The organism is Peribacillus phoenicis, assembly GCF_047238085.1.
Lineage (GTDB): Bacteria > Bacillota > Bacilli > Bacillales > DSM-1321 > Peribacillus.
Genome location: NZ_JBDFMF010000001.1, coordinates 4,583,971 through 4,598,595, shown reverse-complemented (window position 1 = coordinate 4,598,595; position 14,625 = coordinate 4,583,971). Strand labels below are relative to the sequence as shown.

Annotated in this window: 13 protein-coding genes and 1 riboswitch; of the genes, 9 read left to right on the top strand and 4 right to left on the bottom strand. The window is 41.3% G+C overall.

Annotated features, from left to right (window positions below):
• Positions 1 to 8 precede the first annotated feature (8 nt).
• Positions 9 to 197 carry a hypothetical protein gene (locus ABC374_RS22810; RefSeq protein WP_350300398.1) on the top strand — a complete coding sequence of 63 codons (189 nt, stop codon included), beginning with the start codon at positions 9 to 11 and terminating at the stop codon, positions 195 to 197.
• 181 nt (positions 198 to 378) lie between these two features.
• Here ABC374_RS22810 and ABC374_RS22805 read toward each other — a convergent pair whose 3' ends face one another.
• Entirely contained in the window at positions 379 to 780 is a 402-nt protein-coding gene (locus ABC374_RS22805) for an SET domain-containing protein (RefSeq protein ID WP_034310428.1), read from the bottom strand.
• A 270-nt stretch (positions 781 to 1,050) separates the two neighbouring features.
• Positions 1,051 to 2,676: a M4 family metallopeptidase gene (locus ABC374_RS22800; protein ID WP_413019852.1), complete on the bottom strand. Its 1,626-nt coding sequence runs from the start codon at positions 2,674 to 2,676 to the stop codon at positions 1,051 to 1,053.
• A 442-nt stretch (positions 2,677 to 3,118) separates the two neighbouring features.
• Here ABC374_RS22800 and ABC374_RS22795 point away from each other — a divergent pair, with 442 nt between their 5' ends.
• The 3 genes from ABC374_RS22795 to ABC374_RS22785 all read left to right on the top strand — a co-directional run bounded on the left by ABC374_RS22795 (position 3,119) and on the right by ABC374_RS22785 (position 6,825).
• Positions 3,119 to 4,600, top strand: coding sequence for an amino acid permease (locus tag ABC374_RS22795; RefSeq protein ID WP_350300396.1), 1,482 nt, complete (start codon positions 3,119 to 3,121; stop codon positions 4,598 to 4,600).
• A 239-nt stretch (positions 4,601 to 4,839) separates the two neighbouring features.
• Complete coding sequence (locus ABC374_RS22790) at positions 4,840 to 5,940, top strand: CaiB/BaiF CoA transferase family protein (RefSeq protein ID WP_413019851.1); 1,101 nt, start codon at positions 4,840 to 4,842, stop codon at positions 5,938 to 5,940.
• A 360-nt stretch (positions 5,941 to 6,300) separates the two neighbouring features.
• Positions 6,301 to 6,825 carry a hypothetical protein gene (locus ABC374_RS22785; protein ID WP_205684549.1) on the top strand — a complete coding sequence of 175 codons (525 nt, stop codon included), beginning with the start codon at positions 6,301 to 6,303 and terminating at the stop codon, positions 6,823 to 6,825.
• A 117-nt stretch (positions 6,826 to 6,942) separates the two neighbouring features.
• Here ABC374_RS22785 and ABC374_RS22780 read toward each other — a convergent pair whose 3' ends face one another.
• The gene (locus ABC374_RS22780; protein WP_413019850.1) at positions 6,943 to 8,403 is read right to left on the bottom strand and encodes an aldehyde dehydrogenase family protein; all 1,461 of its coding nucleotides are present in this window, start codon (positions 8,401 to 8,403) and stop codon (positions 6,943 to 6,945) included.
• A gap of 115 nt (positions 8,404 to 8,518) precedes the next feature.
• Here ABC374_RS22780 and ABC374_RS22775 point away from each other — a divergent pair, with 115 nt between their 5' ends.
• A complete protein-coding gene (locus ABC374_RS22775; RefSeq protein WP_413019849.1) occupies positions 8,519 to 9,397 on the top strand; it encodes a LysR family transcriptional regulator in 879 nt (292 codons plus the stop codon).
• A 53-nt stretch (positions 9,398 to 9,450) separates the two neighbouring features.
• Here the strand turns inward: ABC374_RS22775 and ABC374_RS22770 are convergent, their stop codons facing one another.
• On the bottom strand, positions 9,451 to 10,554 hold the full coding sequence (locus tag ABC374_RS22770) for a 5-methyltetrahydropteroyltriglutamate--homocysteine S-methyltransferase (RefSeq protein ID WP_413019848.1): 1,104 nt from the start codon (positions 10,552 to 10,554) through the stop codon (positions 9,451 to 9,453).
• Between the two features lie 82 nt (positions 10,555 to 10,636).
• Positions 10,637 to 10,738, bottom strand: a riboswitch (SAM riboswitch).
• Between the two features lie 156 nt (positions 10,739 to 10,894).
• Between ABC374_RS22770 and ABC374_RS22765 the strand changes: the two genes are divergently transcribed.
• The 4 genes from ABC374_RS22765 to glpK all read left to right on the top strand — a co-directional run bounded on the left by ABC374_RS22765 (position 10,895) and on the right by glpK (position 14,593).
• Entirely contained in the window at positions 10,895 to 11,314 is a 420-nt protein-coding gene (locus ABC374_RS22765) for a hypothetical protein (protein WP_413019847.1), read from the top strand.
• Positions 11,315 to 11,487: 173 nt separating this feature from the next.
• Entirely contained in the window at positions 11,488 to 12,030 is a 543-nt protein-coding gene (locus ABC374_RS22760) for a glycerol-3-phosphate responsive antiterminator (protein WP_048683275.1), read from the top strand.
• Between the two features lie 226 nt (positions 12,031 to 12,256).
• The gene (locus ABC374_RS22755; RefSeq protein WP_127777776.1) at positions 12,257 to 13,081 is read left to right on the top strand and encodes an MIP/aquaporin family protein; all 825 of its coding nucleotides are present in this window, start codon (positions 12,257 to 12,259) and stop codon (positions 13,079 to 13,081) included.
• Between the two features lie 21 nt (positions 13,082 to 13,102).
• Positions 13,103 to 14,593: a glycerol kinase GlpK gene (glpK, locus tag ABC374_RS22750; RefSeq protein WP_350300391.1), complete on the top strand. Its 1,491-nt coding sequence runs from the start codon at positions 13,103 to 13,105 to the stop codon at positions 14,591 to 14,593.
• The last annotated feature ends 32 nt before the right edge of the window (positions 14,594 to 14,625 follow it).

The following is a 14,625-nucleotide window of genomic DNA, read 5'->3' as shown; positions in this document are numbered from 1 at the left end:
AAACTAACATGCCATCAAACAAAATGCTTGGAACCGTCCTGATAGGAGCAGCCGCATTTTTAATGCGCAATAAGAAAACCCGTGAAAAAACCATGAGTCAAATAAGATCCCTAGCCACACCCGAAACCATTGATAAGGTCAAGAACCAATTCCAATCAATAACCAAAACGAAATCAAGTAACCCATCCGTACGTTAAGGTGAAATGACCCCATTAAGTTATTCTTAATGGGGCTTTTTTTTATTGCTTATATCCTTTTAGTAAAATCCAGCAGTGAATTCATCAAGCCGGTGAAAGGAAAAAGGAAAAGCACTTGTACTTTCGAAAAAACCTTGGACAGGTTTTAAAAAGTACAAGTGCTATCATGAATGATCAATGATCATTCAGCTTCATCTTCACCGTCATTTTCTTTATTGAACCAAAGCGGATCTTCATTATCGACTTCACCATTATAATTAATCAGGATTTCTTCTCCTGCTTTTATGTCGGTGTAAGCAAAGAAATCAAACGTATGATTCTTGAAGTTTATGTCATACGTAGCGTTGGGTGTATAAGAATGATTAAACAGCATGCCATAGCCTAAAAGCATGGCAGTATGGTTTATACCATATTCAAACGCATAATCAGCCAGCAATGTCTTCTCTATGAAAACATGCTCCTCGTTTGGATATGCAATGACAGGTGCCTCATGTAAAAGCTCACCTTTTTTAATATCTCGTGTTGCGAATACGCCTCTATTGAACTCACCATCACTGAGTGTGGAAGTTTTAACTTCAATCATGTTCGTCACCTACTTGTTCTATTCAATATAGTCCAGATCTTCTAAGCTTGACAGTTAATAAGAAGAAAAGCAACTATTTTACGGAATTAATCATTTTTAGCAAACGACAAGATTGTTTTTATTGAGGCTCTCCCCGTACCAAAGGACGGAATTCTTCACATGAAGGCCGAAAAAAGGCGGCGAACTGCTCAAATGATCGGGATAGCCCCGCATAAGAAAAAAACCTCCGCTAGAGGTGGGCTAGGGAGGTGTTTTATATAGGTAAATCTCTTAATTAACACCGACAGCTGTAAAGGCATTTTTGACAGCCGTGACTTCTGCACTGCTTGAACCGTATAAATCAGAAGCCGCTTGTATGATTGCCGCTCTGGCTTGTGAAAAAGTCGACGAGGAAGTTAAATAAGTTGTGTTTGCCCGGTAAAAGATGGTTCCTAGTTTATCGATGCCGATCCCGGATACACTTACGCCATGGTGGGTTCCGCCTGCAGAGATTAAATAAGCTGCCTTATTTATGATTCCGCTGTTCGTGTGGACTCCGCCGTTATCACCCGTTCCCGTATAACGGTTCGAATAATGGTCAGGGTCACCATTCAATGTTGGATTAGCCATCGAGCGGAGTGCATCACCGGAAATGCTAGGTGTGTAAATATCTTCTCCGACCAAATAATCGGCTTTGGCACTTTGATTCTTAAATTCTACAACAGTTCCAAAAATATCAGATATCGCTTCATTCAAAGCACCGGATTCATTTTGATAGGTAAGGTTCGATTCCGAGGAAGTCACGGCATGCGTCAGTTCATGTGCAACGACATCGAGACCCCCGGACAATGGGATGAATGTCGTGCCATCTCCATCACCGTAAACCATTTGGGTGCCATCCCAGAAAGCATTATTGTATCTTGAACCATAATGAACGGTTGATTTCAGGATGGTTCCATTTCCATCATAAGAGTTCCGGCCAAATGTGGATTTGTAATAATCATAGGTTTTACCCGCATAATAATGGGCATCCACCGCAGCTTTATCGGCAGAAGCAGTAAATGCATTTGTTGTGTTGGAAAAGAGTGTACCAGGCAATCTTGAACGGTTATTGGCATTATAAGTGTAGATGCCTTTACCGCGTGTATTGTCCTGTAAATAGTATTGGCCGTTGGATAAGGTAGTGTTCAGCGACACGGTGTTGTTTAGCACACCGGTGCCCGTCCCGACGGAATTGGTCCCTGTCACTTCATCTAGTGTATTATATTTATTCAGGATTTTACCCGTTTTGACTGAAATGAAATAATTATGATTTCCTGGTTCCGGACTTAGGAATTTCAAATTGACTTTATAAACATAATCGGCCTTGCCTTCATTTGCATATACATATAGGTCAGATTCAGGTGATTGTTCGTAAGCAGGGGTGAACCCAAGATCCGCTTCCGCTATTTTGATAGCTTCGGATTCACTGATGCCTTTTTTAGCCTTTTTGCCTAATTTCGTGTTTAGATTGGCTTCAACCGTACCGGACACGACGCTTAATACACCTTTAGCGTCAATCAATACTGCTTGTGTGGAATTCCATACAGGTACGCCTTTATAGGTTTGTTGCAATCTAAGGACGGTATTGCCTAGTTCATCCTTGCTTTCTTTCTGAATCGTGAAGGAGTCCTTTGCCTTTTGCTTTTCTAGCTTGTAAGACTTTTTGTTTTCATCAAAAAAGGTAAGAATGATATTTTCTGCCGTTTGCTTGGATGGGTCCGTAAGTTTCCCAGACTTGAATTCTAGCGAATCCTTATGCTTATTGTACTTTTCAACACTTAACACATTTTTTGCCGCTAAAGCTTCTTGATGGGGAATAGCAGAAAATAATAGACCGATGGATAGTGCAGTTCCTAAAAATACCTTACCTTTCATAACACTCAACTCCTTCATGAGAATACCTCATTTTTACATCGTTTCATATTATTATCAAATGGAGAAAACAGCAAAAAATATGACATTTAAAGGAATAAAATGGAGAAAAATGGATTTTAATAGAAATATTCTTTGAATATATTCTTTTAGTAATATTTGGAATGTATTTAAATTAAACCAAATGAATAAATGTGCAAAAAAACATGGCATAATGTGCAAAAAAACATGGCGTAAAGTGCAAAGAAATTTGTCTATTGAAGGCATTTTTTTTTGATAATTTGTTGAATATTGCGCTTTGTAAATCTGGCATGAAAATTGCATATATTCAGAAAAGGAATTCGAATTGTAAATTAGGTCTATTTGAAAGTCTATGAAATAGGAAAATTTATTAAATGGATTTCCCCATATATGAAAGCGCTTATATAGAAAGGGATGAAAATTTATGATACCAAAACAAGAAAATGACATCTTGCATCCTCCAAAGCAAGAAGAACAAGGATTAAAGCGCGGTTTAAAATCCCGCCATTTAACGATGATTTCCATTGGAGGGGCTATTGGCACCGGGCTGTTCCTCAGCAGCGGGGCAGCCATTCATACAGCTGGGCCAGGCGGAGCATTACTTGCTTATGCCTTAGTTGGGGCAATGGTGTACTTTGTGATGACGAGCTTAGGGGAATTGGCAGCATTCATGCCGACAAGCGGCTCTTTCAGTACCTATGGGTCGAAGTTCGTCGATCCGGCATTTGGATTTGCCTTGGGATGGACGTATTGGTTCAATTGGTCGATGACGATAGCTGCAGAGTTGGCAGCCTCGACAATGATCATGAAATTCTGGTTTCCGAATAGTCCATCATTGTTGTGGAGTTCATCATTCTTGGTGCTCATTTTCCTATTGAACTATTTATCCGTTAAAGGATATGGTGAAGGGGAATACTGGTTTTCCTTCATAAAAGTCACGGCCATCGTTATTTTTATAATCGTCGGGCTGCTAATGATCGTCGGCATTATGGGCGGCGAAGCAGTAGGTTTTAAAAACTTCACCGTCGATGAGGCTCCTTTCCCGGGTGGGTTCATGGGTGTCTTCATTGTATTCATAGCGGCTGGCTTTTCTTTTCAAGGTACTGAAATTGTCGGTGTTGCTGCCGGTGAGAGTGAAGATCCAGCAAGGAATATACCGAAGGCCATTAAAAGTGTATTCTGGAGAATCCTGCTCTTTTACGTATTTGCAATCTTCGTAATAGGACTGCTTATCCCTTATACGAATCCAAGTTTACAAGGTGATAACGTCATGGTAAGTCCATTCACGCTCATTTTTGAAAAAGCTGGAGTGGCCTTTGCTGCTTCGCTTATGAATGCCGTCATTTTAACAGCCGTATTATCTGCAGGTAACTCCAGTCTATATGCATCTACGCGTATGTTATATTCAATGGCAAAAGATGGACAAGCACCGCGTATTTTTGCAAAACTTAATAAACGCGGAGTACCGGTTGCAGGCATGATTTTGACATGTTCCATCGGCATGCTTGCCTTTTTAGCCTCCGTATTCGGTGATGGTAAAGTGTATATTTGGTTAATGAATGCCATTGGAATTACAGGATTCATCTTTTGGCTGGGCATTTCCATCAGCCATTACCGTTTCCGGAAAGCATTCATCGCTCAAGGCCATTCATTGGAGAAGCTGCCATATAAGGCATTATGGTTCCCGATAGGTCCGATATTTGCCATATTAATTGGCATGATCGTCATCCTGTCCCAAAATATCCAAGCCTTTTTCTCAGACCAGATCGATTGGGGCAGTGTTATAGCAGCATACCTGGGAATCCCGCTTTTCCTTGGTCTATGGTTTGGCTATAAACTGATAAGAAAAACTAAATTCGTTAAACTTGATGAAGTCGAATTTGACTTTGACAAAAAATATGAATGAACAACCTTAAAGTAAAATCAGCCGGACAATGCAGTATTGAATTGTCCGGCATTTACTTGTTATGCTCATCATCAAAAAGCTAGGAAGCTGATTCCTAGCTTTTTATTTTTGTTAAATGGAAATTTATACATATTCGATGAGAGGTGTTATATGATAATCGTAATCTCTGCTAAATTGAATGTACAGAACGACGGGGAAAGCTTTTAATATTTTCAATGGAAAGGGAAGGTGCACGGCTGATGACCTTATTGACTCATTTAAAAGTATTGGACTTTTCAACGTTACTGCCAGGCCCATATGCCACTTTGATGCTAGCGGATTTAGGAGCGGATGTATTGAAGGTAGAGAGGCCGGGAGCAAAGGATTCATGGGGTGTGAACCAATATCTTAATAGATCGAAGAAGTCGATCACAATGGATTTAAAACAATCTGAGTCAATCGAATCTGTAAAAAACCTAGTGAAGGAATACGATATCGTCATTGAACAATTCCGTCCAGGTGTCATGGAACGTCTGGGACTGGGGTATGAGGCATTAAAATCGATCAATCCAAAGCTGATTTACTGTTCCATCACGGGCTTCGGCCAGACTGGTCCCTATAAAGACCGACCGGGACATGATATCAATTATATTTCAATTGCAGGCTTATCAGGCTATTCCGGTACGAAAAAGGGCGGACCGGCAAAAAACGGAACCCAAATAGCAGATCTTGCCGGAGGCTCATTGCATGCTGTTATCGGTATATTATCGGCAGTCATTCACAGGGAAAGAACGGGATTCGGCCAAGCCATCGACATCAGCATGACCGACTGCAGTTTTGCCTTGAATGCCATATCCGCACCTTTGAATTTACAAGGGGGCCTCGAGCTTGAACCAGAAAAAATGATGTTAAACGGAGGATCCTTTTATGACTTTTACGAAACGAAAGATGGACGCCATTTTTCGGTAGGGAGCCTTGAGCCCCCATTTCGAAAAGCATTATGCGAAGCAATCGGTGCACCCGAATTGTATGACCTCAGCATGAAAAGCGATGAAGAAAGCGGAATTAGATTTAAAACGGCCATCCGACTGGCTTTCCTTGAAAGAGATTTTCATGAATGGCAGGAAATATTCGCTGATTTCGAGGCCTGTGCAGAACCAGTGCTGACCTTCACCGAAGCGGCCGAACACCCCCAATTGAAGGAAAGGGGAATGATCGTCGAGGTACCTGACGGAAAAGGAAATGTCCAGAAGCAAATCGCCTGCCCAATCAAAACATCGGTTTTCACCCCTGAATATAAACATACAGGCTTGAGGCCAGGACAAAACAACGCAGAAATTCTTCGCACCCCCAATCGCTAAATAAAGATGTAAAGGCTATCACTTTTCCGGAATTTTTGGGAAGGAGGTAGCCTGTTTTATTGAGGAACGGAAAAAGCAGGAGGAGGGATGAAATAATCGATGGAAGGACGAAATAAGCAGGAGATAGGTCGAATTAATCGGTGGAAGGTCGAATAAAGCAGGAGATAGGTCGAATTAATCCATGAAAGGTCTGATTATGCTGGAAACAGCCATGATTAAGGAGAACTAATTATCCTCTTATCACTTGTGGAAAGCAACATATTACTACTGTGAAAATTTACTAGTTATAACTAGTGTGGGCAGGGTATCAGAGTAGCATCCTGTTAAGAAAATTGCTCTAGTAAGGAGGGTTGCTTAAACATGTTTGGTCTCTCTGATATCATTAAATTTCTATTTTCCTTTTTTTTGATCATGCCGATCGTTACGCTGATACATTTGAGCGGGCATATTTTCTTTGTTACGATCTTTGGGGGATCAGAAAAGAAAATCTTGATCGGTTGTGGCAATAAAATTTTCGCCTTTCGGAACATAGAAGTAAGGAAATATTATTTTTGGAATGGGACTTGCGAGTTCAAGGGATTGAAACATGATAATCGATTGACGAATACGCTGATATATTTAGGCGGGTCTATCTTTAATTTAGTCAGCATGCTGATCATATATAGCTTAGTGTATCAGAATATCCTGGACAGCTCGGTAATCTGGTATCAATTTATCTATTTTTCTTTTTATGTTTTGTTTTTCTCCTTGTTTCCGATGTATTTCTCGGACGGGTCGCCTAGTGATGGGAAGGCTGCGGAATTGGCCTTGAGGAACAAGCTGGAAGATAGGGTGACGGATGATATATTTGTGAAGAAAATGGATGATGATGATAGTTGCAAGTAAAAAGGGGACGTGCTGGTGAGCGTTCTTTTTTTGTTGCTTTCCTTAGTACGCAATTACTGAAAAAAGGCATCTGTATACATCCCAAAAGGTTGTATCAGATGCCCGATGAATTAATGGTTAAAATGGATATTCGCGATAGTGTGTTTGAAGGGAAATCCATTTCGTAACAGTGAATTCTTCGACAATCCATGGGCTTCCGAATCTGCCTAAACCACTCATTTTGTTCCCGCCGAATGGTATGTTCGTTCCATCATTAACGGTTTGATCATTGATGTGTGTCATTCCGCTGTCGATTTGTAACCCTAAGCGTTCGCCCTTTTCCAGATCAGAAGTGAAGATAGCCGAACTTAAACCATAAAGGGTGTCATTGGCGATATCAATGGCTTCTTCATCCGTTTCTGTTCGAATGATGGACACGACAGGAGAAAACATTTCTGTTTGTGCGATTTTATCCGAGTTCTGTACATCCCGGAAAATAGTTGGTGTCAGCACATTGCCAATGCGTTTTCCCTCAAGTGCAACATTGACCCCGGCAGCTTTAGTTTCCTCGATGATTTGTTGTACTTTTTCTAATTGACGCTCGTTCACAAGTGGTCCAATGATTGTTTTAGGATCTAATTGGTCACCAAATGGAAGAGCTTTTGCACGTTCAACGAATTTTGTAGTAAAGTCTTCGTAAAGGTCTTTATGCACGATTATGCGGTTAATGCACATGCAAATCTGTCCTTGGTGAATGTACTTCCCGAAGATTGCAGCATCAACGGCACGGTCCACATCTGCATCCGATAATACAATGAAAGGATTATTACCGCCGAGCTCCAGCGCAACTCGTTTTAGGTTTTTCCCTGCAATGGCCCCGATGTGCTGTCCTACAGGAGTAGAGCCTGTGAAGCTGATTAATTTAGGAATCGGGTTTGTCAGCATGCCATCACCGATTTCTTCCAGGTCAGTAAGGATCATATTAAAGACCCCTTTTGGAAGACCGGCATATTCAAATGCTGCAGCGATGATGATTCCTCCAGTAAATCCAACTTGAACGTCCGGTTTATGAACGACTGCATTTCCTAATGCAATGGCTGGTGCGATGGTTCTCATTGACAAGTTCATCGGAAAGTTAAACGGAGATATTGAAGAGATAACTCCTAGTGGCAGACGATGTATATGATTGACTTTATGCTCTATAGCTGACGGAACCTCATGCATTTGATATATTTCATCCACCATGTTAGTAGATTCTTCGACTATTTCCATAGTAAGCTGAAATTCAACGTTTGCTTTAATAAGCGATCCACCTGTTTCACGGGAAATCATTTCAACGATTTCATTCCGGTTTTCCTGCAGGAATTCACCAACTTTAAGCAGGACCTGACGACGTTTTTCGGCTGATGTTTTTGCCCAACCTTTTTGAGCATTTTTTGCTATTTCAAATGATTCTTCGAGCTGTTTTGATGTAGCCAAGCTCACATTTGAAATCACGGCATTATTGTATGGGTTTAAAATATTATATCTGCGTTGACTTAAGCCTTCCATCCATTCCCCATTGATGAAGCTTTTGTTTAGATCCTTGAATTTCTCCATTTTGAACACCCCTTTATGTTGTAAACAAATATATTTTACTGCTGTTTGTATCATATTTAAAATATCTATATAATTAAGTTTATATACGATAAACATATATATCAGAGGTGCCAATATGGATATTAGACAATTACGATATTTTCTCATTCTTGCAGAAGAAGGCCAGGTTTCCCGTGCAGCCAAAAAGTTGAATATGTCACAGCCGCCATTAAGCCAGCAGCTCCGCCTTATGGAAGAAGAATTAGGGACTACTTTACTTGAACGAAAAAGGAACGGTAAAAGTATGGAGTTGACCGAAGCTGGGAGGGTACTTTACGAGAAGGCTAAGGATATGCTTCAATATTTCGAGGACTCCTTGCTCGAAGTGAAGGAAACGGGTGAGGGAATTAAAGGTACACTCTCAGTAGGTTCTGTACTTGCGTATATGTCTTATTTACCTGATAAAATTAATAGTTTCAAGAAAAAATATCCTTCCGTTTCCTTCAAAATATTCGCAGGAGATCCATATGAAATAAGTAATTATTTGGAGAATCAGGATATCGAACTTGCCATTGTTCATTTACCTGTCGAGATGAAGAGTCTTTCCAGTTTGAACTTAGGACAAGTGCCCAATGTTTTTGTTGTACCTGAGGATTGGGACAGCTTCACTTCGAAGGATAGGGTTCATTTAAAGGATATTGAAAACATCCCATTGCTTTTAGTGCATAGGGAAAAAGGACCAGGGATTTACGAGGAAATTATCGAGGAATTTAAAAAGCGGGAAATACAGCTAAATATTTTATGCGAATGCCATGATGTAAATGTTCTGCTCTCTCTGGTTGCCGCTGGAGTTGGGGCGAGTATTGTTCCGAAATCAGCTGTTTCACCCCATATTATAAAAGGAGTGAAAGTGCTGGATATTATCGATTCTTCAATTCAATCGAATATAGCCTTGGTTTTTAGACAAGATCGTTATCTTTCCAAAACGGCAAAACATTTTATTGAGTTGTTTTGAAGAAAAGCTAGGCCTTCCTAATGCCTAGCTTTTACTTTACATTTAAGGATGAATCATTCCCATACTTCTTTTGCTACATCAACGACGAATTTCAGCTTTTCCCATTGCTGTTCTTCGGTTAGCTTGTTGCCGTGATGGGTGGAGGCGAAACCGCATTGCGGGCTTAAGCATAATTGTTCGAGAGGAACGAAGTCTGAAGCTTCCTTGATGCGTACCTTAACTGCTTCCTTGTCTTCGATTTCTCCATTTTTTGAAGTGACGACACCCAGTACGACCTGTGCCCCGCCATTTGGAATGTATTCCAATGGTTTGAAATCCCCTGAGCGTTGATCATCATATTCCAAGAAGAATCCATCTACTTTTTCTTTTGCCAATAAAGTTGGGGCGATATGGGCATAGCTTCCTTCAAACGCCCATGTCGACTGGTAGTTTCCGCGACATAGATGGGTAGTGACGATAAGGTCTTCTGGTTTTCCTTCCAATGCGCCATTAATGACGCGAAGTGCAAGATCAATTAATTGTTCCCTCGTATATTTTCCATCTTTGAACTGGAAATCTGGAGCTGAAAGTCTGGCAATATATACATCATCCAATTGAAGATAACGCACACCTGCTTCATAAAAGGCTTTTAAAGCATGCTGATACGCCTTGATGATATCATTTGCATAATCTTCAATATCAGGGTAGATGTCTTCATTATGAATGCCTGCAGCAAATAATTGATTCGGACTGGGAATGGTTTGTTTGGCAACGGCACGTCCGTTCACGATTTTGTCCAATTCAATGAAATCACGAATGAAGGGATGTTCAGGGTTGAATGAAACCTTCCCGATATTGCGAACATTATATCTCTCTGTTTCCACACCATCGAATGTGAGGCCTTTTTCAGTTACATAACCCTCGATGCCATTTAAATGTTCGAGGAAGTCAAAGTGCCACCATGTTCGTCTGAACTCACCGTCCGTAACGGCCTCTAAACCAACTTCAATTTGTTTATCGACAATCCGTTTGATTTCTTCGGTTTCAATTTCACGAAGCCGCTCTGCTGAAAGGGTACCCTCCCTAAATTGCTTTCTGGCAATATGTAAACGTTCCGGTCTTAATAAACTTCCGACGTGATCGGCCCTGAATGGTGCTTTCGTTAATGTGATTGACATGTTGCATTCCTTCTTTCCTTTTAAAAATAAAAAACCTCTTCTTAAAAATAAGAAGAGGTGTTGGCAACAAAGCTATATACTCTTCTTATCTTCAAGTTTTTACACTTCTGGAATTAGCACAGTACATGAATAGTCTGTTGCTGAGGCATCAAAGGGCCAGTCCCTCCACCTCTCTGGATAAGAGTTGTCTATTAAATTAATTATGACTATACAGGTAGTTTTTATAAAGGTCAAGAGTTGGTGGTTGAATATTTAGAATATACCGTTTATTGATTCACGCTTAAATGTTAACGGCATCAGGTAATCCGGCATATGCTTTGAGTGGGGAGGGAATGCAAGGATGAGTCCATTCAAAAGCGGCATACCGATAACGGTAACTGAATCCATGATAGAGAGAATCATAAAAATGAAATCATATGGTCAGGATATTAAAGTCAAGATTACGCCTAAGCATATTGTGCTTTCCGGAACGATGGAAGTGAAAAAAATGATGTTTAAGAGAGACGTAGCTTTCCGGATTACATTGAAACCGGTTCATGTGGAAAAAAGAACGATTTCATTTGAATTAGTGGAAATGGAACCCATTGACAGGAATTTCATCAACCAAAGGATATTTAACAGACCGCCATTTTTTGAATATGAAAAAAGAGCGATCAAAATGAATGTTAATGCTTGGAGCATCGTGCGAAAAATTCCCATTGGCACAATTAAATCGTATGAACTCGTCGAAGGTGCATTGAAAATGAAACTTTCTTTATGATTTAAGGGGATATTTTACATATATCCTTAGCCGCAATCTATAAAGGGTGTGCCAGGTATGATAGTGTTAAGGTGACATGGTTCATGAAAAAAATGTGTTTGATAAATCAAGCTCTTTAAAATATACTAAATGACTTGAAGTTTTGAGTTTTTCTGGGAATGAGGAGGATAATGATGGATCAGAAGATTTTGCCTGCTTCAGCAAGCATGAAGGATTTTGAAAGATTTCTAGAAAGTTCCTATGAAATAGGTGTGTTTCTTGATTTGCATATCTCACAATTGAAAAATGTAAGTATGATGGCAAAGCAGCATAATAAGAAAATGATTTATCATGTCGATTTGATCCATGGCATAAGAAGTGATGAGTACGCGACAGAATTCATTTGTCAGGAATATAATCCATATGGGCTGATTTCGACTAAATCAAGCGTTATATTGAAGGCGAAGCAAAAGGGGGTCATTGCCATCCAGCGAATCTTTTTAATAGACTCACATGCGCTTGAGAAAAGCTATAAGCTGGTGCAGAAAACCAAGCCGGATTATATCGAAGTATTGCCGGGCGCTATGCCATGGATGATAAAAGAAGTGAAGGAACGATTGCAGACACCGATATTTGCAGGTGGCCTCATACGTACTTCGGATGAAGTCCTGAATGCCCTTGATGCCGGCGCCTCGTCAATCACCACTTCAAAAACTGAATTATGGGATATCGTCTAATAGGGGAAAATTGAAAAAAATTACAGAAAAATAGATTAATTTTTCACAAATTATTGACAGCGTTTTCATAACCTAGTATATTTTACAGTACAAGTTAATATATGTGACGGAGACTAGGAGATTCACAACAGATCTATTCATAATTTTTTTATGAAGATAGTTCTGCTGTGGATCTCCTTTTATTTGTTGGCAAGGTTTAAAAAATTATCAGGGGAGGGGTTTTATCATGACTCCATTTTGGGGAGAAGTGTTAGGCACGATGATATTAGTTTTATTCGGAGCAGGTATTGGGGCAGGTTCATCCTTAAAGGGTTCCTATGCAAAAGATGCCGGCTGGATCGTTATCACGATTGCGTGGGGATTGGCTGTTACCATGGGTGTTTTTGCAGTGGGTTCCATAAGCGGGGCGCATTTAAACCCAGCGGTCACAGTAGGGTTTGCCATTATTGGAGAATTTCCATGGAGTGATGTGCCCGGTTACATCGTTGCCCAGATGATTGGCGCGATTCTCGGCGCAACTCTAGTATTCCTGCACTATTTGCCACACTGGAAAGCTACGGATGATCCAGGGGCGAAGCTTGGTGTATTCGCGACTTCACCTGCAATCCCGCACACATTTTCAAATCTATTAAGTGAGATGATTGGAACTTTCATCCTTATTCTTGGTCTATTATTTATAGGGGCCAATGATTTTACAGAGGGTCTAAACCCATTCGCAGTCGGGTTATTGATTGTCGTGATCGGGATGTCACTTGGGGGAACGACAGGATACGCCATTAACCCGGCCCGCGACCTGGGGCCGCGCATCGCTCACTTTTTGCTGCCGATACCTGGTAAAGGCAATTCCAACTGGGGCTATTCATGGATTCCGGTCGTTGGACCGATTGTAGGGGGTTCACTTGGTGCCGTTTGTTATAAAGCATTCTTTATGGGGGAAATAACGGCAGGATTTTGGTCTGTTATGGGTGCAAGCCTGGTACTATTGATAGTAGCCTATGCTTTTGGTAAAAAACAGTCACATGAATTGGATAGCAGAAATATCGCTAGTTAATTAAAAGGAGGGGCATACACAATGGAAAAATACATTTTATCATTAGATCAAGGAACAACAAGTTCGAGGGCGATTTTATTTAATGAAAAGGGGGAAATCGTCCATTCCTCCCAAAAGGAATTCACACAGCATTTCCCTAAACCAGGCTGGGTCGAGCATAACGCCAATGAGATTTGGGGATCGATCCTGGCGGTGATTGCAGGTGTACTATCTGAATCCGGTGTAAAGCCAGAGCAAATTGCCGGTATCGGGATCACCAATCAGCGTGAAACGGCAGTCGTTTGGGATAAGGAAACAGGTGCCCCTGTCTATAATGCGATTGTATGGCAGTCCAGGCAAACAAGTGGAATCTGTGATGAGTTGAAGGAAAAGGGACTTAATGATTTATTCCGGGATAAAACGGGATTGTTGATAGATGCCTATTTTTCCGGAACGAAAGTGAAATGGATCCTCGATAATGTGGAAGGGGCACGGCAAAAGGCAGATGAAGGCAAGCTGTTATTCGGTACCATCGATACTTGGCTGATTTGGAAACTATCAGGAGGCAAGGCTCATGTAACGGACTATTCCAATGCATCCAGGACATTGATGTACAATATCCATGAACTGAAATGGGATGAAGAACTGCTTGAGATATTGACTGTACCAAAGTCGATGCTGCCGGAAGTGAGGCCTTCCTCTGAGGAATATGCACGTACGATTGAATATCATTTCTTCGGCCAATCGATTCCGATCGCCGGGGCAGCCGGTGATCAGCAGGCAGCATTATTCGGCCAAGCCTGCTTTAATGAAGGAATGGCTAAAAATACGTATGGAACAGGCTGTTTCATGCTCATGAATACAGGAACCAAGGCTGTCAGCTCCGAACACGGACTATTGACGACCCTTGCTTGGGGCTTGAATGGGAAGGTCGAATATGCACTGGAAGGCAGTATATTCGTAGCTGGCTCCGCCATCCAATGGCTGCGCGATGGCCTGCGGATGCTGCATGATGCCAAGGACAGTGAAGCCTATGCAAAACGGGTGGAAAGTACGGATGGAGTATATGTGGTACCGGCCTTTGTAGGACTTGGAACTCCATATTGGGACAGCGAAGTGCGGGGAGCCGTTTTTGGTTTGACGCGCGGCACATCCAAAGAACATTTCATTCGTGCCACACTTGAATCACTTGCGTATCAAACGAAGGATGTCCTTGATGCAATGGAGGCGGATTCAGGAATCGAGCTGCAAACACTAAGAGTGGATGGCGGGGCAGTCAAGAATGACTTCTTGATGCAATTCCAGAGCGACTTATTACGTGTGCCCGTGGAGAGGCCGACCATAAACGAAACTACAGCATTAGGTGCTGCGTACTTAGCCGGCCTTGCTGTCGGGTATTGGAAGGATCAAGAAGAAATCTCCCGGCAATGGGCGGTAGACAAAACCTTTAAACCTTCCATGGAAGAGCAAGAAAGTGAAAAATTATATGAAGGCTGGAAAAAAGCTGTACATGCCGCTATGGCGTTTAAATAAAAAACAAGATGTATTCTTTCTCAAATGAGCTG